This is a genomic window from Sporomusa sp. KB1 (genome assembly GCF_007830295.1).
Lineage (GTDB): Bacteria > Bacillota > Negativicutes > Sporomusales > Sporomusaceae > Sporomusa.
Genome location: NZ_VLKC01000002.1, coordinates 361,457 through 380,598, shown reverse-complemented (window position 1 = coordinate 380,598; position 19,142 = coordinate 361,457). Strand labels below are relative to the sequence as shown.

The window sequence follows — 19,142 nt, the reverse complement described above, 5'->3', positions numbered from 1 at the left end:
TTGTGAAAGAAAAGCTCGACAGGCTGATTAGCCTGTTACTGGAACTAATTAGTATGTATCAGGGCATAGTAAAACTTAGCCAAAATAAGCGCGGTGTTTTGGTCTCAGGCGGTAACCCTAAAGAACTTGAACTCATTACCAAGCAGGAAGAGGTTTTGATTCTGCAGATCACTAAGATCGAAAAGGTACGGGAGAATATAATCAAAGAAATTATTACTGCGCATAATCTTAACTGTGAAACATTAACGTTAACGCAGATTAAGGTATTGGCCAATAGTGAGGACGCTGAACGATTTGCTCAGATTTCGGATAAATTAAGCGCGATAGTAACTGATCTTTCCGCGCTCAATGAGGCAAATACCAAGCTTCTTCAGCAAGCCATGAACTTTACTAATTTTAATATCAATATTTTGGCCCAACATGCCGCTGACCCCATTTATGCTCCACAGGGTCAGCCAAGTAAGCCGGCGCAGGCCAGAACCTTTATTGATCAGAAAGTATAGGAGTTGATACAATGCGATCCACCTTTAGTGGTTTAAACACAGTGGTACTTGGTCTATATGGGCAGCAGACCGGCCTTGATACCGTAGGACATAATATTTCCAATGCCAGTACGGAAGGGTATTCACGGCAAAACGTTAATTTATCAGCCACTGCGCCCCAGACCATTTATGCGAATGGCGGTAGCTTTCAGATTGGAACTGGTGTAGAGGTGCAATCAGTGGTTCGGGCAAGAAACAGTTATATTGATAAACAAATGTGGCAAGAAACTTCCACTCTTAGCAATGCCCAAAGCACCGAGACGTATTTGTCCAAGATCGAGAGTATCTTTGGCGAGGTTAGTGATACCGGAATGCAGTCGATCTTGAATTCCTTCTGGGATTCCTGGCAGACATTATCAACGAATGCTTCTGATGATGGCACCCGCACCACAGTGCGCGAACGCGGTGTGCAACTGGCTAACGCTATTCAGCTTGCAACCAAACAACTGAAAGCAATGGGTACTGATATCAATTCTGCAATTGATCTTAATGTAAAGAAGATTAATCAGATTACTTCTGAAATATATACTCTAAACAAACAGATTGCCACAGTCGAAGTAGGAGGCATTGATCATGCCAACGATTTGCGGGATAGACGCGATTACCTGGTAGATCAGCTTTCCAAACAGGTGGATGTCCGGATATACGAAAATGCTAACGGTACATATACCATACAATCAGGCGGCACAACCTTGGTGGACAGTACCGGGAGTGCTGTTTTGACAACAGAAGAGACTCCGGATAAGGACTATCCGGATTATATCATTAAAACAATTAAAGTTAAGGGTTCAGACCAGCAACTGAATTTTACTGATGGTGAAATCAAAAGCTTGCTAGATATGCAAAAATCCGAGCAGTCTGGTGTGAAAATGTATTTAAACAGCCTCAGCAGTATGAGTCAATTCTTATTGCAGGACTTTAATGCTGTGCATCGCAGCGGCTATGGTACTGATAACTCGACAGGAAATAATTTCTTTGGTGAAGCAACAATAGACTATTCATCCAACGCCACCGACAAATTTACTGCCAATGACTGGCTTAAAGCCCTTGCGGTAAATTCGGAGTTGTTTGTGGCTGGTGGCACGGCTAAGATTGCAGCAAAGTCGTCCGGGAGTAGTATTGGTGTTGTGCAGAGTAATGCGGCAGGCAGTAAGGCTACTGTGTTTGCTACAGGCAGCTATACATTGGGGACTACAGATACATCGGTTGTGGTTAAGGTTGATAGTATTGACTCATCCACACCACCAAATATCACAAGTGTTAAGTATTCAACTGATGGCGGCACAAACTGGACTTCCAGTACGGTTACTGGCAACCATGGACAATTGAGTATTAATGGTCTTACTGTTGATATGTATTTGGAAAATGGTAGTGCGAACCAAGTAGATGACACATATAGCTTTACCTTAAACAACCATAGCGCGGATAGCAATTTTACTATTCAAAAGAGTCTTGCAAGTATTGGCGAGGCGAGTATTGTCAAAGCCGAAGGCACCTATACAAACGGGGATGTGGCTACTTCTGTACTTGTACAGCCAACAACAGTTGCTGATGGAACAGGTACGCTTGCTAAAGGAACAGTTACTGCTGTCAAATATTCTACTGACAATGGCACTACCTGGTTGACAGATGCAACGTATAATAGCAGTACCAAAACATTTGCTTTTACAGTCAATGGCGTTAAACTTACGATGAATATAGCCACTGCTACGGCGAATGCGGCAGGGACACAGTACTCCTTCACCGTATCCAAAGGCAATGTAGCTAGCGGTGATAATGCTGTGCTCATAGGAAAACGTTTGAAGACCGACACTTCTGGAACGCTTGGCAATTCGTCACTTGATGGTTACTACTCCTCTTTAATTGGTACATTAGGTTCACACAGCCAAAATGCCCAGAATACCGCAGACAACCAGCAAACCTTGGTTGACCAGATCGTCAATTGGCGGGAGTCCATTTCCGGCGTCAATTTGGACGAAGAAATGACCTATATGATTAAGTTTCAAAAAGGCTATAACGCCGCCGCGCGGGTGCTGACCACAATGGATGAAATGCTTGATAAACTGATTAACGGCACCGGCGTAGTGGGCCGATAAAACGAGGTGAATTAATTTGAGAATTTCCAGTAATATGATGAGATACAACTTTCTGCGCAGTCTCAATAATTCCATGGAAACGCAGAATACTCTTCAAGAGCAGCTCTCAGACGGCAAAGCGCTGCATCGTCCGTCCGACGATCCGGTCAAGACTGTGCGTGATTTAACTTATAAAACCAGTCAGGTGCTGAATGAACAATATACGCAAAACCTGCAGGATGCGCAGTCTTGGATGCAAAACACCGATGGAGTTATGTCTGATTTAAGTTCGGTCATGATTAAGATAAAAGAGCTGGTGGTTAGTGCCGATGATACCAAACCGACTGATGCATTAAACGCCATAGGTAAACAAATCGACGGCTTAATTAATCAAGTCGTATCACTTGGTAATACCAAAATCGGTGACAGATATTTATTCGCCGGGCAAAGTGATTCGACACAGCCATTTGTACGCACGACTATAAAAGATCCTAATTCTGACTTAACTAAAGAAGTTGTGATATATAACGGTGATGATGGCCGTATCTCGATGCCCATACAGGCAGGAGCGGTTAATCCCACCCAGGACAGTGTCAATCTTACCGGTACTGATGTATTTGGTCCTGCAGAGTATACTTACGGTCAGAAGACATTGAGTGTACTTAATCACCTGCTGGAAATCAAAAATGAGTTATGTAAAACATCTACGGTGGCTCAGACAAATGCAACTGGCGGTACTGGCACAGTTGGTGGAAAGTATACTGGTGCAGGTTATGCTGATTACGATATAAAAATAAAAACTGCTGATGCTGTCACTGGTCACGTAACTTCCGTAGCTTATTCCAAAGATGGTAGCGAATGGACTGATATACCGGTCGATAATACGGCAAATCCTACTACTAAACCTTATATTAATACCGCAAATAACCCTGCGAAGATAGTCTTTGCAGATGGTGTAACCTTTAGTATTGCCGATAGTACAAATAACAAGAGTGCAACGGCAGATGCCAACGGCGTTATCCACGCTGATGTCTACTCCTTCCGCGTACCGCAAGACGCTTTCGCTGTTGCTCAAAGTAACACCAGCGGTGGCACTGCCGCAATAACAGGTACGGCAACGAATACAGAATCCGTTCCTAATAGTGTTCGGATTGACGGTATCGACAGTTCGGGCCAGGTAATGGCGGCATCCTATTCCAGCGACGGTGGCAGCACCTGGACTAGTTTGAGCAATTATGATGTGACGCAGACAAATTCTTCCGGCAGTGCGGCGGCAGTGACAGGCAATCTCAGTGCGATTGCTTTTCCGGATAACACCGTAGAAATAACTGCAGTAGATGAAAATGGAAAAATAACCGGTGCAAAAATAAATGGAGTAGCTCAAACAATTATTTATGACGTTACCACAGATACCGATACGGGAAAATCTTCCTCGACTGCTAATATCCAATTAGCAAATGGAGCGATTCTGCACATCCCCACAAATACAGCCAATAAATCTGGTGATACATATACGGTTACGGCTAAGGCAAGTGCCTTTATTACAACTACCGGCGCAGCTACCGTTATTAACCTGCCAAGCGGCTCAACACCAAGCGGTTTAACCATGACAATCACAGCAGATCAGGACAACAAGATTCATGACGCGTATTCCTTTGACTTGCCCCAGGGGAAAGGGCCGGATATTACCTGGCTTTCAAGTGTGGCAACTCAATATGTGAGTGACGACCACAGCCTGCAGCTAAAAGCGCAAACAAACCTCGGTGCGCGGATGTCGATGTACGAAATGGCGTACAATATGTTGCTAAATCAGAATACCGTTATTCAGACAGATATAGCTAATACAGAAGACATTGATATGGCAAAGACGATTACTGATTTTAATACAGCTCAAAATATATACCGCAGTGCCCTGGCGGTGGGGGGACGCATTATGCCGACTTCTTTGGTAGACTTCTTGAGCTAATGTTTTGAAAGGGAGGATAATCATGTTTCAAGTCAGAGTTAGCCAACAGGACGTAAAAGCCAGGCTTACCATCACAGACCCGATGCTCTATTTGCAGATTAACGATCCAAAGGTGCAGATATCCTCCCAGCCATTGCAGTTAGAGATTCATCAACCGGCGGCTGAACTTGTCATTGATAATTACCCCAGTGATTACTCTCGCGGTATAAAAAATAATATGGATTTTGATCGTGATAACGCTCGTAAAGGCATGCAGACCGTCTATGCGGCTATTGGTAAAATTGCCAGTGAAGGCGTAATGCTATCCGAGATCGAGAACAAAGGCAACCCGTTAGCTCAACTGGCTAAGGCGTCAATGGATCCAACACCGCTGGAACTCTCCATTGCCAGTGTTGCTGAACCATCCATCAGGGTCACGCCGCATGAAGCAGAGATCAGGGTTGTACCAGGGCGGGTAAACATTGGTCTGGAACAAGGCACGGTAGCTGGAGAGCTGCAACGGGGTACCGTCGATTTAGCTATGCTGCAATATCCTAACGTGAGCTATCGGTTTGTCGATAGTAGAGTAGATATTCAGGTATAGTAGAAAATTATGCGAGGAGTGCATTATGCTAATTCGTTCAACACGATTTGGAGACATAGAGGTTCCTGAAGATAGTAAGATTCATTTTCCCCATGGATTACCAGGTTTCCCGCAGGAGCAGGAATTTGCTTATCTGCCTTCCGAACCAGATAATCCCTTTGCTTTTTTGCAATCACTGGCCGAGCCAGATCTGACCTTTATAGTGGTAGATCCTTTTGTTTTTTTCCAAGACTACGAGTTTGTCCTGGGTGACCAGATTGAAAGTGAACTGGGACTTACTGATGCTAATCGGCCGCATATTTTTAATATTGTCAGGGTACCTGACAATCCGGAAGAAATGACTGTCAATTTGCTAGCTCCGGTTATCGTCAACACCAAAAAACGCATTGCTATCCAGCTGGTATTGGAAAAAACGATTTATACCACCCGCCACCGCCTATTCCCAAACGGCTTTGTCAAACAGCCGGGTAAGGAGGGTAAGTGACATGTTGGCACTCACCCGGAAAGCAGGCGAAAGAATTGTCATTGACGACAATATTGTCATTACCATTGTTGATATCAAAGGCGAAAACATTCGTTTGGCCATTGAAGCACCCAAGGAGATAAAAATATATCGCGGCGAGCTGTATGATGCTATTGTAGTTGAAAATAGGCAGGCCGCAGTACCGGCGAAAGATGGTATTTTAGATGTATTAAAGGATATTAAGGTAAGGAAACCTTAAGTATTTTCCTGTATGTGACGATATACATATAAAGGAAAGTATCAAAGCGCACGGAGGCGAACATCTAATGGAAATTAAGAGTACCAGCAGCTATGCGACTACAGGAGTTGCGCTGGCTGTTAGCCCGAATAATATACCACAGGTTATGCCACAGGTTATGCCACAGGATGAATGGTCAGTAAAAAACAGTAGCAGTTCCCAGGTGTCTGAAGAATTGGGAAAAACGGGAGATGCTGATCTCAGCACAGAGAAACTGGAAAACATCACTGATGGTCTAAATGATTTCATGCAGTATCTCAATACCAATCTAAAATTTGTTCTACACCAAAAAACGGACAGACTGATAGTGCAAATTGTGGATATTAAATCGCAAAAAGTACTTAAAGAAGCGCCTCCCAGAGAGATATTAGATGTGGTGGCCAAAATTCATGACCTTGTCGGTGCGCTGATTGACCAAAAAATATAGTTTCATAGTGTAATAAAAGGAGGTTGTCATGGATGACAAGTAGTGTAAGCGGGAGTAGTGCTAACCGTGTATATGGATTGAGCGGGTCAGGGATGGACGTAGACGCCATGGTTGAAAAGCTAATGACAGCTGCACGGCAGCCTTATACCAAGATGACACAGAAGCAGACGCTGGTAGAATGGAAAAAAGAAGCCTATAATACGCTGTATACCAGTATTAATACGTTCCGCAATGATAAAGTATTCAATTTTGGAATGAAGAGCACGCTGGCGGCTAAAAGTGTAACATCCAGCAACAGCTCGGTAGCGTCAGTTACGGCCAGTGGCGATGCGATTAATGTTAACCATACACTCAAAGTATCGCAGCTTGCCAGCGGTGTAACGCAAAGCAGTACGGAAAAGATTACTACCGGTACTAGTAAAAATACATTAGCTAGCCAGTTTGGTATTAACGGTTCATTTAATATTAAGATTAATGGCAAGGACATTACAGTTAGTTCCACACAAAGTATTAATGATTTGGTTAGCAATATCAATAAGTCGGGGGCCGGTGTCACAGCTGCCTATGATACTACCCAAGATCGGTTTTACCTGTACACCAATGGCACTGGTTCGGAAACCGGCATAGATTATACCGGCACCGGACTGGGAGGCCTAAATTTTTTAAACAATAGCTTGAAAATGGGGGTCTTTGGCAATATCGGCAGCACTGGGATTACGAGTAGTGCAGATACGGGGATTACAGCTGCTAATAAAGCGTCTTCCCTGCAAACAGCCTTTTCAGGTTTAACAGGCAGCTTCAATTTAAAAATATCGGATGGAACTACTACGTCAACCATTGCAGTAGATACTTCAACAGATACCATGGACTCTATCATAGCTAAGATCAATGCGATTAAAGACAGTAGCGGAAATTCTATTGCAGATGCTCAAATTGATACTACAACAGGGAAATTCACCTTAAAAGCTAAGAACGATGGTGAGGAGTTAAGCCTAACAGGTAGTGATTATGCGGGTATTAGCTTTTTAAATAACCAGCTGAAATTATCAGTCAAGCAACAAGGACAAGATGCTGAATTCAAGCTGGACGGCACAACCATGACGCAAACTACCAACAAATTTACTGTTGCTGGTGTAACCTACAATCTTCAGTCTACCGGGACTTCAACTATTGGCATTCAAACCGATACTGACAAAATTGTCAGCAGTGTCAAGAAGTTTATTGAAGACTATAATACCATCCTCAGCTCCATAAATACGAAAGTCAGCGAAAAAAGGGATACCGACTATATGCCGTTGACTGATGACCAAAAAGAGGCAATGAGTGATGATGACGAAAAAATATGGACAGAAAAAGTTAAGACCGGTTTACTGCACAATGATTCTACGTTGCAGACACTAGCCAACTCTATGCGCAATGTCTTTGCTAGCAAGGTTCCCGGGTTAACCGGTAAATACACTAGTGCCTCAAGTCTCGGAATTAGTACCAGTGTAGACTATACAGAAAATGGTAAGTTATATCTTGACGAAGACAAACTAAAAGCCGCATTGCAGGAAGATCCGGATATCGTCTACAAAATTTTTGGCACAGACAGCGCTACAGACAAAAATGACGGTATTGCCGTAAAGCTAAGTGCAATGCTGAAAACAGCTTCTGATGGTATTGTCAAGCAAGCAGGTATTACGGCGAGTACAAAAACCGATATTACCAGTGTACTTGGTAAACAATACAAAGAATATACGACACAACTGACCGCACTGAACAAAAAACTGATTGCAATGGAAAACCAGTATTATACCAAATTTAATGCAATGGAAGAAGCGCTCAGCAAAATCAGTCAACAAAGCAGTTATGTGACCTCCTTGTTAGGTACCAGTAGCTAATACTTTCCTAAGTACTCACAGATATTTGATAAGACATAGGGAGGCACTGTCATGAATGCTGCTAATACAGCGAATGCTTACAAACGACAACAAATTATGACCGCATCGCCGGAAGAATTGACACTGATGCTATACAACGGCGCTATCCGTTTCGTCAAAGAAAGCATTCAGGCGCTTGAGCAAAAAAATCTGGAAAAATCGCATCATGCCAATATCCGTGCGCAAAATATAGTTCGTGAACTTATGCTCACAACCGATACCAGTTATGAAATTTCAAAAAACTGGTTGCTGTTGGATGAATACATCTTGCATTGCCTGGTTCAGGGGAATATCAAAAAGGACACAGAACAACTTGAGCAGGCCGAAAAATTGCTAACAGAGTTTCGGGACACTTGGGTGCAGGCTATGAAGCAAGTGCGCTTAGACAGAGCTGCCGGTAATTGATATGGTTACTGAGTTGTATGCCAAGTGGCAGGATTATCTTTTCCTAACTCGGGAAATGAAAAAATTTCTATTCAAACAGGATTTAGACATCTTCTTGTCTCTAGTGGAACAACGAGAGAAACTGCAGATTATCTTAGAAAAATTGGCAGACAACGATTATTATGCGTCAACTGAAGGGAAAAGCCTTCTATTGCAAGTCCAACAAGAGAATCAGAAGATGATGATTCAGTTTCATATCGCTTTCAACAGGTTAAAAAAACAGGAAGACGTGTCCCAGGCGTATGAAGGTAGAATGAATGTTGCTGGGAGTTTTATCAATGATAAGACCTAAGCAAGGCTGAAAGATTAGTAAAAGCGAGATTGCCGCAGTTCCATTCGTAGTGAACAGGGAGAGAACTAGACCTTTCTCCTGGTCGTTGCGAGCGTAGTGTGGCAATCTCGCTTTACCATTCCCACGTGTCTTCATTCCAATCTAAAAATAATACTATAAATTATAAATATCGACAAAAAATATTGGAAAAATGTTAAATTATCTATTAATAAATTCCCTATCCCTTACGATATTATTAATGAGGTTACAAAAGTACTCTGTACTCACAACCGGCCGGTGTGAGAGACAGAGTACTACAGTAAATAAATTTGGGCAAGGACGCCCGAATATTAAAAATCAGGGAGGAATATAACAATGATTATCAATCATAATCTATCCGCACAGAATACCCTTAATGCGCTAGGAAAAAACAACTCCGCTACTAACAAATCTCTACAAAAGCTTTCCACAGGCTTACGCATCAACGGTGCTTCTGATGATGCAGCAGGTCTTGCTATCTCCGAAAAAATGAGAGGCCAGATCAGCGGCTTGAAACAAGCTTCTGCCAACGCCCAAGATGGTATCTCTTTACTGCAAACCGCAGAAGGTGGCCTAGACCAAACTCATAGCATCCTGCAAAGAATGCGCGAGCTGGCTGTGCAATCCGCTTCTGACACCAACACTTCTGATGATCGCCAAAAAATCCAATCTGAAGTTGACCAGTTGGCTAAAGAAATTACTCGTATTTCCAACACAACCGAGTTCAATACTCAGAACCTGTTGGCTGGTGGCCTAAGCGATACTTTCCACATTGGTGCTAATGCCGGTCAGAATCTCAAGGTTTCCGTTACTGCAATGGATGCTCAAACACTTGGTGTGGCTGGCCATGTGGCGATTGCATCCAGTGTTGATCCGAAATCGACTGGTTTAAGTATAACTTCCGTGTCTAGAGGAATGAAAGCAGCTGCCGGCTATGAAGTAACGGTTACAACTAGTGCTGCTGCTGCCGGTACGGTTACTACTAACATTCAAACTGCTACTAATGCTGCTACGCTTGTTATTGCTGGTACCAGCGATGAAGCCTTTACTGGCACTGTTGATACCAATTATCAGGTCAAAGTGGCTGCTGTTGACAGTACCGCCGCCACTAACAGTGTAACTTCCATATCCTACTCTACCGACAATGGCGTAAGCTGGACTACTGTTAATGGCGATTTCACAACTGGTAAAGGTGTTACCATTGATGGCTTGAGATTAGAGATGACTACAGCTGCTAGCGGTGATAAATGGACAGTCGGTGATACCTATAGCTTTAAAGCAACGGCTTCCAAGACCACTTTACAATTAACAGACGGTACCAATAATATTGGAGCATCTATTGATGCACATAAAGGTGATACTTCGATAACGGTTGGCGATGGCTTGTCAGGCGAGTCAGTTAATTTGAAGTTTGACTACGATACGATGATGGGATCGACCAGTGGTGACACACTGACATTTAACGTTGATCATACTGATTCGAAAGCTGCTACGGTTAATGCGGGTCAAGTAACGACTAACGCAACCGCTGAAGCTGGTATTGACGTAAGCACTCAGAAAAGCGCTGATGCTGCAATTACTACTATTGATAAAGCAATTAATGCTGTTTCACAACAGCGCTCACAAATTGGTGCGTATCAAAACCGCTTAACCAATACGATTGACAACTTGAACACTTCCAATGAAAACATCACTGCATCTGAATCCCGTATTCGCGATGTAGATATGTCTTCGGAAATGATGAATTACCAAAAGAACAATATACTTCAACAGGCTGCTACCGCAATGCTGGCCAAAGCCAATCAACAGCCTCAGTCAGTACTTCAATTGTTACAAGGTTAATAGACAAGTTAAAAGAGACTCTGGATTATCCAGAGTCTCTTTTAAATCCATTCCATATACATTAAATGTAAATTATACAGAAAACTTTAGCTGTTGAAGAATTTATGCGGTAATTGTGAAGTTCTGTGTATAATCTATATTTACTTTTATATGTAACACAGGAGGTTGTCCTTATGAAACTGAGCATAGGTATGATGGTGAAAAATGAAGAGAACAATCTGGAACGATGCCTGATAAGCCTGCAGCCCATTCGCGATGCTATAGATTCTGAATTGATTATTGTGGATACTGGGTCCGAAGACAATACTGTGGCAATAGCGAAACAATATACGGATAGAGTGTATTATCATAAGTGGAATAATCATTTTTCTGAAATGCGCAATATAACTATTAGCTATGCTAAAGGCGAATGGTTTCTAGTAATTGACGCCGATGAAGAGCTGCAAGAAACACAGCCAATAATTGATTTTTTACTTTCGGAGGGCAGTAAAGATTATGGGGCCGCAGCACTAACTTGTAAGAATATCACCCAAAAAAATACAGCTGATCATTATACTATTTTTTCCACGTTGCGTCTATTTAAAAATGATGGCTATTTTCATTACGAAGGCGCAGTGCATAATCAGCAAAAATTTAAAGGAAAAGCAACGCAACTCGGTGCGTCATTTGTTCATTATGGTTATATGTCGGATGATAAGGAATTAATGGATAAAAAGTTCAATCGTACAGGTACTATTTTAAAAAAAGAGCTGGAAAAAAATCCGGATAATATCTACTATTGGTATCAATTATCAGCAAGTTATGCAATGCATAAAGATATAAATGAAGCCATTGAGAGCATTGAGAAAGCATACCAGCTTTTTTGTAAACAGAAACAGCAAAACCAGTCTAAATATATATATGTCCTTACTCATAGGGCATTAGTATATAAACTTGCCGCTAATTATCAGAAAGTAGAAGAATGTTGTTTGGAGTGTCTTACAATAAATAGAAGTTGTATTGATATTTATTTTCATTTGGCGGAAGCTCAGGCTATACTGAGTAAATGCAAGGAAGCAATTGAGAATTACAACAATTATTTGGATTTGCTGGCAAGGTATGATGAGCTGGATAAAAATTTGTCTGTTGTGGAATATACCTTGAATAATCAGGAACTTGCATACTATAACTTAGTTAATTTGTATAAGCATACAGAAGATTATGAACAAGCTTTATATTGTGCGGAAAAGTTATCTTCGGAAAAATTAATTCTGGAAAACATGGGAAATATAATTTTTCTATATGTAAAAATGAAAAAATACCAGAGTTTGCGCACTTATTATAATACTATTAAAGAGGAATGGCGTAGCATATTTTATGAAAAACTATCAGAAACAGTAAGCCAAAATCAAGTTAACCAGGAAACGGAGCGCCAAGTAGCGGTTGTGTTTACTGATATTGCCGATGAGTATGGATTATATTGCCGGTTGCTTATTGAAGATGAAGCTGGTGCTTTTTCTAATGAAACAGTTAATAGAATTCAAAATATTGACTTTTCGACGTTGCCCTTATACTGTAGTGGGATACTGTATTATTTACTAAAATGGCATTATCCTTTAGAAAAATTATTTATAAATTTTAAAGAAATTTGGATTAATTGCTTATTTGATCAGCTTTCAAGGAAGTATGATGATTTGAGTGAAAAAATATATGATTATTTACAAAACAGTGAATGTAAAAATAATCTATCTGAACATAAGTTGCATAAAGCATTATACCGCTACGTTTTATTGATTAATAAATTGGAGGATGCTGAATATAAATTTGTATTTGATAGATATCTTGAGGAGGGTATTTTATATCTGCAATTTATATATAGCACCTACATCCTAGATAATAATATGGTCTATGACGTGAAGAATGACGAAGAAGTATTTTTGCTTAATATGTATCACGCATCAATTCATAGAGAAAGTTCTCAGGCAAAATACTTACAGTTTTTACGCCAGGCGTTAGAGGCTTTTCCCGGTATGAAGCGTGGAATTGAGATATTATTGAAGGAAGTGCAAGAATCCAAGCAAACTGAGCAAAACGAGTTTGAACAATATAAGCAACAGGTGAAAGGTACCATCAAGCAATTGATTACAAATAACCAGTTAGATCAAGCGAAAAAAATAATCCAGGAATATAGAACTATTGTTCCTAATGATATTGAAGTTCTTCTATTTGAATCCCAGATATTTTTGAATTAATAGCGTTACTATAATTATGAAATTTATTGAAGAGAAATAAAGTCTTGATTTAAGGAAATGGAAGGTAGAATGGAAAATATTAAAAAGCAAATCAAAGATAATGTTAAAGCCATTATTGCGCAAGGAAGAAACAAAGCGGCTTTAGAGCTAATAGGGCAATATGAGGCTATTGCTCCGGAGGATATAGATATATATGCGCTTAAAGCGTCTATTGCAATTCAGGAAAACCAGTCAGAAAACGCGTTGTTATTTTTAGCTAAAGGACTTGAAAAGGACAGTAATAATTTTGACCTATTGTTTGCTATGGGATCGGTAAATGAAAAATTAGAAAATTATTCTGTTGCATATAACTATTATATGCAAGCAAAAAAATGGTGTAATGAACCTGAATTTTCCGGGAAAATCGATGACAGCCTAAATGTATTAAAAGGGAAAGTGATAGTTAAGCCACGATTAATATTTTTTATTAAAAGCACAATAAACAGCTTTGTAGATGACATTGTTTTAGAAATGTCCAAAGAGTATGAGACGCGGTTTGTGAAAGTCAATGATTATAAACAAATTAACGAGGGGATGGAATGGGCTGATATCTGTTGGTTTGAATGGTGTGATGAATTAGTTAGCTATGGTAGCAAGTTAAAATTAGCAAAAGAAAAGACGCTTATTTGTCGTCTTCATAGCTATGAGGCTTTTACTGATTACACTAAGAATGTTTTATGGGAAAACGTGGACAAGGTAATTTTTGTTGCAGAACATATTAGGAAATTTGTTTTGGAAAACACAAAATCTATACGTAAAGATCAAACAGTTGTAATTCCTAATGGTATGGATTTAAGTAAATATAATTTTAGAAATAGAACGAAAGGTTTTAATATTGCATATGTTGGATTCATTAACTATAAGAAAGGTCCAATGCTTTTGTTGCATGCTTTCAGAGCAATACATAATCAAGATCCACGGTTTAAACTATATATAGCAGGGACTTTTCAGGATGCTAGATATGTATTGTATTTTAAGCAGATGATTAAAGAGTTTAAGTTAGAGAGTAGCATCCTATACCAAGGATGGCAGGATAATTTAGATAAATGGCTTGAAGATAAAGATTATATATTATGCACTAGTGTTTTAGAGTCGCAGAATATTAGTGTTATGCAAGCGATGACAAAAGGTATAAAGCCTATCATTCATAATTTTGTTGGTGCTAAGACAATATATCCCCATAAGTATATTTGGAATACCATAGATGAGGCTGTAAAAAATGTTATTGAAGGCGAGTATGATTCAAAAGAATATAGAAACTTCATTAAAGAAAACTATTCATTAGAAAAGCAACTGTTACAAATTAAAAAAAATATAAAAGAAGTGGAAGTAGGCGACGATAAAAAAAGTACGCAACACTTTGATTATAAAGATTATTGGAATCATAGATTGAATAGTAAATTTGACATCGAAGGAGTAGGATATATTGGATTGGGAAGATTATATAATGAATACTTATATAAAAATCGTCTAGATATTCTTGATTATGTTATTAAGAATACTTTTAAGAATTGTAGGAATTTAAAGGTGTTAGAATTGGGTCCTGGAATAGGCATCTTTACAAAATATTTCTACGATCTCAAGGTAATATCTTATAAAGCCATAGATATAGCAGAAAAATCAATTAACGAATTGAGCGGGAAATATAGAAAATTTAAATTTATTAATGGTGATATATCGCAAGCAGATTATTATAATGAACAGTATGATTTAATATTTGCAGCAGATGTTTTATTACATATAACAAATGAGGAGAATTATAAGGCTACTATTGCTAATATATCTAAATCATTAAAAGATGATGGTACTTGTATTTTGCTTGACCCAATAAGTGTTTTGAATACTAAAAGCGAATCGCCACATGTTATTTTTAGAGATAAAAATTATGTTGATAATATATTAAAAGCAAATGGTTTAGAGTTGGTGCAAATAATTCCTGTAGCATTTTTCATGAATTATCCATTTGATAAACAACTTATTGATAAGAATCAAGATACTGTAATAAGTATATTTAATGCAATATCATATATATTTTCCAATAATGAATTGCATGATAAAGAAAAGAAACTGTTGTGTAAATATTTAATAAATAAAGAAAGGCAATTATTAATTGATAAAGAATTTGGTTTATCAGAAAAATTATTAGTCATCAGAAAAAAGGTGAATATGAAGCAATATAAATTAGCAAAACTTAGTGATATTTGGGGTAAAGATGAGCTTATTAAAGAAGAGTTATCTATTTTGCAAGAGAAATGTATTTTCAATAGTAGGTGTGTTAATGATTTGAAAGAACTAATAAATAAACTTTGAAATAGCAATTTAAAGTTGAAAGAGGTATAAGTAATTCGGCTTTTAACATGATTCCCGTTTGTATCCGCATGGCAGAGGGTTGTGATGAGCTGTTTGGCCTGGAGAATAGTGGACAAGCTGATGACAATGTTTATGTCTCGTTACTAGTCAAGTCCATTGTGCCGGTTGCGGACAGGATTATGAGAGGCAGCAAGATCAAGTGAAAGAAGTGTGACGATATGAAGCAAGTGCTTTTGGATAAAATAAAAAGTCGCCAGGCAGTATTGGGGGTTGTCGGTCTCGGTTATGTGGGATTGCCACTGGCGGTGGAAAAAGCCAAAGCTGGGTATAAGACAATTGGATTTGACATTCAGACACAAAAAGTAGCCATGGTTAATGCCGGTGAAAACTATATCGGCGATATTGTACCTGAAGACTTAAAAGATGTGGTTAATAGTGGAAAGCTAAAGGCGACAGTAAACTATTCTCTTATTAAGGATGTAGATTGTGTGGCTATTTGTGTGCCGACACCATTAGATCAGTACCAACAGCCCGACGTTTCTTATGTAGTGAATTCATCCAAGGAAATTGCCAAGTATTTGCATCCGGGAATGCTCGTTATTTTAGAAAGTACAACCTATCCTGGGACAACCGAAGAGGTGGTTAAACCTATTCTAGAAGAAACTGGCTTGAAAGTCGGGCAAGACTTTTACCTGGCTTTCTCACCCGAGCGTGTTGATCCGGGAAATAAATTTTATAATACTAAGAATACGCCCAAGGTGGTGGGTGGGATTACGCCTGATTGCACGGAAGTCGCTGCAGCCATGTATGAGAATATTCTTGAGGGTAATGTTTATCGCGTGTCCAGTCCTGCAGTAGCAGAAATGGAAAAAATTTTTGAGAATATCTTTCGGAATATTAATATAGGTTTGGCCAATGAAATGGCGATTCTCTGCGATAAAATGAAAATTGATGTGTGGGAAGTTATTGATGCCGCCAAGACTAAGCCTTATGGCTTTATGGCTTTTTATCCTGGTCCGGGGGTTGGCGGTCACTGTATTCCCATTGACCCCTTCTATTTGACCTGGAAGGCCCGGGAATATAATTATCATACTAGGCTAATTGAGACCGCTGGTGAGATTAATAACTATATGCCCGAGTTTGTACTGGAACGCAGCATGAAGATATTAAACCGGTTTGGTAAGGCTATGCAAGGGGCCAAAATTTTATTGTTGGGTGTCACCTATAAGCAGGATATTGATGATGTGCGAACCTCGCCGGCTTTGGATGTTATTACTTGTTTGGAGAGCCAGGGTGCTGATTTGGTGTATCACGATCCGTTTGTGTCAAAATTTACATATAAAGGTAAGGAATATACTTCGCTTGAGCTAACAGAACAAACCTTAAATAAGGCCGATTTGGTTATTTTGACGACAATGCATAGTGGCTTTGATTATGAATGGATTGCGCGGCATGCCAAGATGGTTTTTGATACTAAAAACGCGTTTAAAGAGGTTACAGCACGCGCTAATATTGAAAGGCTTTAGATGGTACCAAGCAAGAAACTTCTCACTATACGTTTAGTGATCTTTGTTCAGTTTCCGCCTACCATTGAGGAGCAGAACCTCGTTCCCGGCCCTGGGGTCATGGTTGGCGATACTATACTGCATGATAGTGGTTTGGTAGTTACTCCCGGTGAAAATCAGACAATGACCTTTAAACTGGACGGAGTGGGCTATTCAATTTCTTTGTCACCAGGCAATCATTCGCCGCAGCAGTTACTTGATGATATTAATTTGCAGCTTAAAAACGCGGGTACTGATGTGACAGCATCCTACTCAGGAGAACATATTGCTTTGTATTCACCTACAAAAGTAATTGACAGCTTTGGTGGGGATATGGTGGAAATCAATAATCCATATACCTCTGTTAAAGTGTATTTGTTTGGTTCATGGGCGCGGGGTGAAGAGCACATAAAATGCAGTACGCTAGATTTTAAAGGAAGGTTTGATGAAAGAATTGTCTTATAGACGAGAGCAGTTACGTGGAAAGAAATAGAATATTTAACCAATTTCGCAACTATCTGAACAATATGTGCTTGCTTTTTTCGCTAGGCAATCCTATAATTTAATATAAGAACCAATTTGCTTAGGTCTGTGGTTGAAAGTCGATGCCAGTCGCAGGCGAAACGACCCACGTAAGAAGCCCAAAGTGGCTTTGAGCATGGTGCGGCTTAGAGGTAAGTCCTGCCGGTCTTGAAAATGAATACATATATTGATCGAGAGAAGCAGTAGTGAGGAGATTGAATTCTTAGTAGCGACCCTTCCAGCAGGCGAGTGTGGGGTCAAAGACCAGGTCGGCTAAGCAGTGGTTTTTAATTTCTTAAGGTGAGGGGATTTCGTTAATGGCTTTTCAGGACAAAACTCTTAAGTGCAAGGACTGTGAAAAAGACTTTATTTTTACAGCAGGGGAACAGGAGTTTTATGCGGAAAAAGGTTTTGAAAATGAACCTGCTCGTTGTCGTGAATGTCGGGGTAATAGGAGACGCAGTCGTGATGGCGGTGAAGCTCAGACAGCCCCCAGGGAAATGCATGAGGCAATATGTGCCGAGTGTGGTGTAGTTACTCAAGTCCCATTTAAGCCTCGCAATGATCGTCCTATTTATTGCCGTGACTGCTTTATTGCCAAGAAAGAGCAATAGTATATACAATAAAATGTGACAAACCTGCCCGGGATATTATATCTCGGGTTTCTGCTTATCCTCCATAAAATAGGTGTACTTTCCTTGGGTACATTATGTAGCCTTATTCATGTATACATGGTATACCCACTTGTCTAATTTAGCACATACCCGTATAATTATTTACGGAGAACTTTGTACAATTAGGGGAGGGGTATATGGGTGTCTAAAAAACTGATTGCGTTATCGATGGCTGCTATGTTTATAGTGGTATTTGGGATGACAGGTTGTGGCGGTCAACAGTCAGCAAAAACCGCTGATCAGGGTAAGGTACTTAAGGTTGGTTCTGAAACTACGTTTGCACCGTTCGAATTCCAGGATGAGAAGACCAAAGACTATATTGGCTTTGATATGGATCTGATCAAGGCTGTCGGCAAGCAGATGGGTATGGAAGTTCAAGTGCAGAGCATGGGCTTTGATGGTCTGATTCCGGCGCTGGAAGCCGGCAATATTGATGCCGCGATCTCAGGTATGACCATTACCGACGAACGGGCGAAAAAGGTTAACTTTTCCAAGCCGTATTATAAGTCTGGTTTGTCGATGGTTGTCAAAGCCGATAACAACACATTAAAGTCTTTTAAAGATCTTGAAGGCAAACGGATTGCTGTACAAATCGGGACTACCGGCGCCAGTGAAGCTAAAAAGATTAAAGACGTAACAGTCCGGGAATTTAACAATGCGCCGGAGGCGTTTATTGAGCTTAACAGCGGCGGTGTTGATGCCGTTGTTAATGATTTGCCGGTTAACGAATATTATATTGCTCAGGCTGGCGGTAAAGATGCCAAGATTGTAGGCGAACCGCTTAACTCTGAGGAGTATGGAATTGCTGTTGCCAAGAAAAACACCGAGTTGACTGATAAAATCAACAAAGCCATGGACGAGCTTAAGAAAAATGGCGAGTATGAAAAAATTTATGTCAAGTGGTTTGGCAAGAAGCCTCCCCAGTAAGAGTTGACAGCAATGGCGCGGAA

General features: G+C 40.1%; 18 protein-coding genes. All 18 read left to right on the top strand.

Annotated elements, in window-relative coordinates:
- Positions 1-2 precede the first annotated feature (2 nt).
- The 18 genes from SALPA_RS05540 (at position 3) to SALPA_RS05460 (ending at position 19,119) form a co-directional block, all read left to right on the top strand.
- On the top strand, positions 3-503 hold the full coding sequence (locus SALPA_RS05540; RefSeq protein ID WP_145090733.1) for a flagellar protein FlgN: 501 nt from the start codon (positions 3-5) through the stop codon (positions 501-503).
- A gap of 11 nt (positions 504-514) precedes the next feature.
- Positions 515-2,638, top strand: coding sequence for a flagellar hook-associated protein FlgK (flgK, locus tag SALPA_RS05535; RefSeq protein WP_145090730.1), 2,124 nt, complete (start codon positions 515-517; stop codon positions 2,636-2,638).
- A 16-nt stretch (positions 2,639-2,654) separates the two neighbouring features.
- Positions 2,655-4,583 (top strand): flagellar hook-associated protein FlgL, encoded by a 1,929-nt coding sequence (gene flgL, locus SALPA_RS05530; protein WP_145090727.1) that lies wholly within the window; start codon positions 2,655-2,657, stop codon positions 4,581-4,583.
- 22 nt (positions 4,584-4,605) lie between these two features.
- Positions 4,606-5,166, top strand: coding sequence for a DUF6470 family protein (locus SALPA_RS05525; RefSeq protein WP_145090724.1), 561 nt, complete (start codon positions 4,606-4,608; stop codon positions 5,164-5,166).
- Positions 5,167-5,191: 25 nt separating this feature from the next.
- The gene (fliW, locus tag SALPA_RS05520; RefSeq protein WP_145090721.1) at positions 5,192-5,650 is read left to right on the top strand and encodes a flagellar assembly protein FliW; all 459 of its coding nucleotides are present in this window, start codon (positions 5,192-5,194) and stop codon (positions 5,648-5,650) included.
- Between the two features lies 1 nt (position 5,651).
- The gene (gene csrA / locus SALPA_RS05515) at positions 5,652-5,888 is read left to right on the top strand and encodes a carbon storage regulator CsrA (RefSeq protein WP_145090718.1); all 237 of its coding nucleotides are present in this window, start codon (positions 5,652-5,654) and stop codon (positions 5,886-5,888) included.
- A gap of 67 nt (positions 5,889-5,955) precedes the next feature.
- Positions 5,956-6,354 carry a flagellar protein FlaG gene (locus tag SALPA_RS05510; RefSeq protein WP_145090715.1) on the top strand — a complete coding sequence of 133 codons (399 nt, stop codon included), beginning with the start codon at positions 5,956-5,958 and terminating at the stop codon, positions 6,352-6,354.
- A 32-nt stretch (positions 6,355-6,386) separates the two neighbouring features.
- Positions 6,387-8,237 carry a flagellar filament capping protein FliD gene (fliD, locus tag SALPA_RS05505; protein WP_145090712.1) on the top strand — a complete coding sequence of 617 codons (1,851 nt, stop codon included), beginning with the start codon at positions 6,387-6,389 and terminating at the stop codon, positions 8,235-8,237.
- 51 nt (positions 8,238-8,288) lie between these two features.
- On the top strand, positions 8,289-8,681 hold the full coding sequence (gene fliS, locus SALPA_RS05500; RefSeq protein ID WP_145090709.1) for a flagellar export chaperone FliS: 393 nt from the start codon (positions 8,289-8,291) through the stop codon (positions 8,679-8,681).
- Between the two features lies 1 nt (position 8,682).
- On the top strand, positions 8,683-9,012 hold the full coding sequence (locus tag SALPA_RS05495; RefSeq protein ID WP_145090706.1) for a hypothetical protein: 330 nt from the start codon (positions 8,683-8,685) through the stop codon (positions 9,010-9,012).
- Between the two features lie 354 nt (positions 9,013-9,366).
- On the top strand, positions 9,367-10,872 hold the full coding sequence (locus SALPA_RS32415) for a flagellin (protein ID WP_145090704.1): 1,506 nt from the start codon (positions 9,367-9,369) through the stop codon (positions 10,870-10,872).
- A gap of 173 nt (positions 10,873-11,045) precedes the next feature.
- Positions 11,046-13,103: a glycosyltransferase gene (locus SALPA_RS05485; protein WP_145090702.1), complete on the top strand. Its 2,058-nt coding sequence runs from the start codon at positions 11,046-11,048 to the stop codon at positions 13,101-13,103.
- A gap of 69 nt (positions 13,104-13,172) precedes the next feature.
- Positions 13,173-15,452: a glycosyltransferase gene (locus SALPA_RS05480; protein ID WP_145090699.1), complete on the top strand. Its 2,280-nt coding sequence runs from the start codon at positions 13,173-13,175 to the stop codon at positions 15,450-15,452.
- Positions 15,453-15,499: 47 nt separating this feature from the next.
- Positions 15,500-15,655 carry a hypothetical protein gene (locus SALPA_RS30170; RefSeq protein WP_222427882.1) on the top strand — a complete coding sequence of 52 codons (156 nt, stop codon included), beginning with the start codon at positions 15,500-15,502 and terminating at the stop codon, positions 15,653-15,655.
- 15 nt (positions 15,656-15,670) lie between these two features.
- Positions 15,671-16,978: a nucleotide sugar dehydrogenase gene (locus SALPA_RS05475; RefSeq protein WP_145090695.1), complete on the top strand. Its 1,308-nt coding sequence runs from the start codon at positions 15,671-15,673 to the stop codon at positions 16,976-16,978.
- A complete protein-coding gene (locus SALPA_RS05470; RefSeq protein WP_145090692.1) occupies positions 16,979-17,461 on the top strand; it encodes a hypothetical protein in 483 nt (160 codons plus the stop codon).
- Positions 17,462-17,835: 374 nt separating this feature from the next.
- The gene (locus tag SALPA_RS05465; RefSeq protein ID WP_145090689.1) at positions 17,836-18,132 is read left to right on the top strand and encodes a zinc-ribbon domain containing protein; all 297 of its coding nucleotides are present in this window, start codon (positions 17,836-17,838) and stop codon (positions 18,130-18,132) included.
- A gap of 201 nt (positions 18,133-18,333) precedes the next feature.
- Positions 18,334-19,119, top strand: coding sequence for a basic amino acid ABC transporter substrate-binding protein (locus tag SALPA_RS05460; RefSeq protein WP_145090686.1), 786 nt, complete (start codon positions 18,334-18,336; stop codon positions 19,117-19,119).
- The last annotated feature ends 23 nt before the right edge of the window (positions 19,120-19,142 follow it).

Excerpts from the sequence above, each read along its gene's own strand:
- csrA (WP_145090718.1), top strand. The coding sequence starts at position 5,652 with ATGTTGGCACTCACCCGGAAAGCAGGCGAAAGAATTGTCATTGACGAC.
- SALPA_RS05470 (WP_145090692.1), top strand. The coding sequence starts at position 16,979 with ATGGTACCAAGCAAGAAACTTCTCACTATACGTTTAGTGATCTTTGTT.
- SALPA_RS05480 (WP_145090699.1), top strand. The coding sequence starts at position 13,173 with ATGGAAAATATTAAAAAGCAAATCAAAGATAATGTTAAAGCCATTATT.
- flgK (WP_145090730.1), top strand. The coding sequence starts at position 515 with ATGCGATCCACCTTTAGTGGTTTAAACACAGTGGTACTTGGTCTATAT.
- SALPA_RS32415 (WP_145090704.1), top strand. The coding sequence starts at position 9,367 with ATGATTATCAATCATAATCTATCCGCACAGAATACCCTTAATGCGCTA.
- fliS (WP_145090709.1), top strand. The coding sequence starts at position 8,289 with ATGAATGCTGCTAATACAGCGAATGCTTACAAACGACAACAAATTATG.
- SALPA_RS30170 (WP_222427882.1), top strand. The coding sequence starts at position 15,500 with ATGATTCCCGTTTGTATCCGCATGGCAGAGGGTTGTGATGAGCTGTTT.
- SALPA_RS05525 (WP_145090724.1), top strand. The coding sequence starts at position 4,606 with ATGTTTCAAGTCAGAGTTAGCCAACAGGACGTAAAAGCCAGGCTTACC.
- SALPA_RS05465 (WP_145090689.1), top strand. The coding sequence starts at position 17,836 with ATGGCTTTTCAGGACAAAACTCTTAAGTGCAAGGACTGTGAAAAAGAC.
- SALPA_RS05485 (WP_145090702.1), top strand. The coding sequence starts at position 11,046 with ATGAAACTGAGCATAGGTATGATGGTGAAAAATGAAGAGAACAATCTG.
- SALPA_RS05475 (WP_145090695.1), top strand. The coding sequence starts at position 15,671 with ATGAAGCAAGTGCTTTTGGATAAAATAAAAAGTCGCCAGGCAGTATTG.
- SALPA_RS05510 (WP_145090715.1), top strand. The coding sequence starts at position 5,956 with ATGGAAATTAAGAGTACCAGCAGCTATGCGACTACAGGAGTTGCGCTG.
- SALPA_RS05495 (WP_145090706.1), top strand. The coding sequence starts at position 8,683 with ATGGTTACTGAGTTGTATGCCAAGTGGCAGGATTATCTTTTCCTAACT.
- fliW (WP_145090721.1), top strand. The coding sequence starts at position 5,192 with ATGCTAATTCGTTCAACACGATTTGGAGACATAGAGGTTCCTGAAGAT.
- fliD (WP_145090712.1), top strand. The coding sequence starts at position 6,387 with ATGACAAGTAGTGTAAGCGGGAGTAGTGCTAACCGTGTATATGGATTG.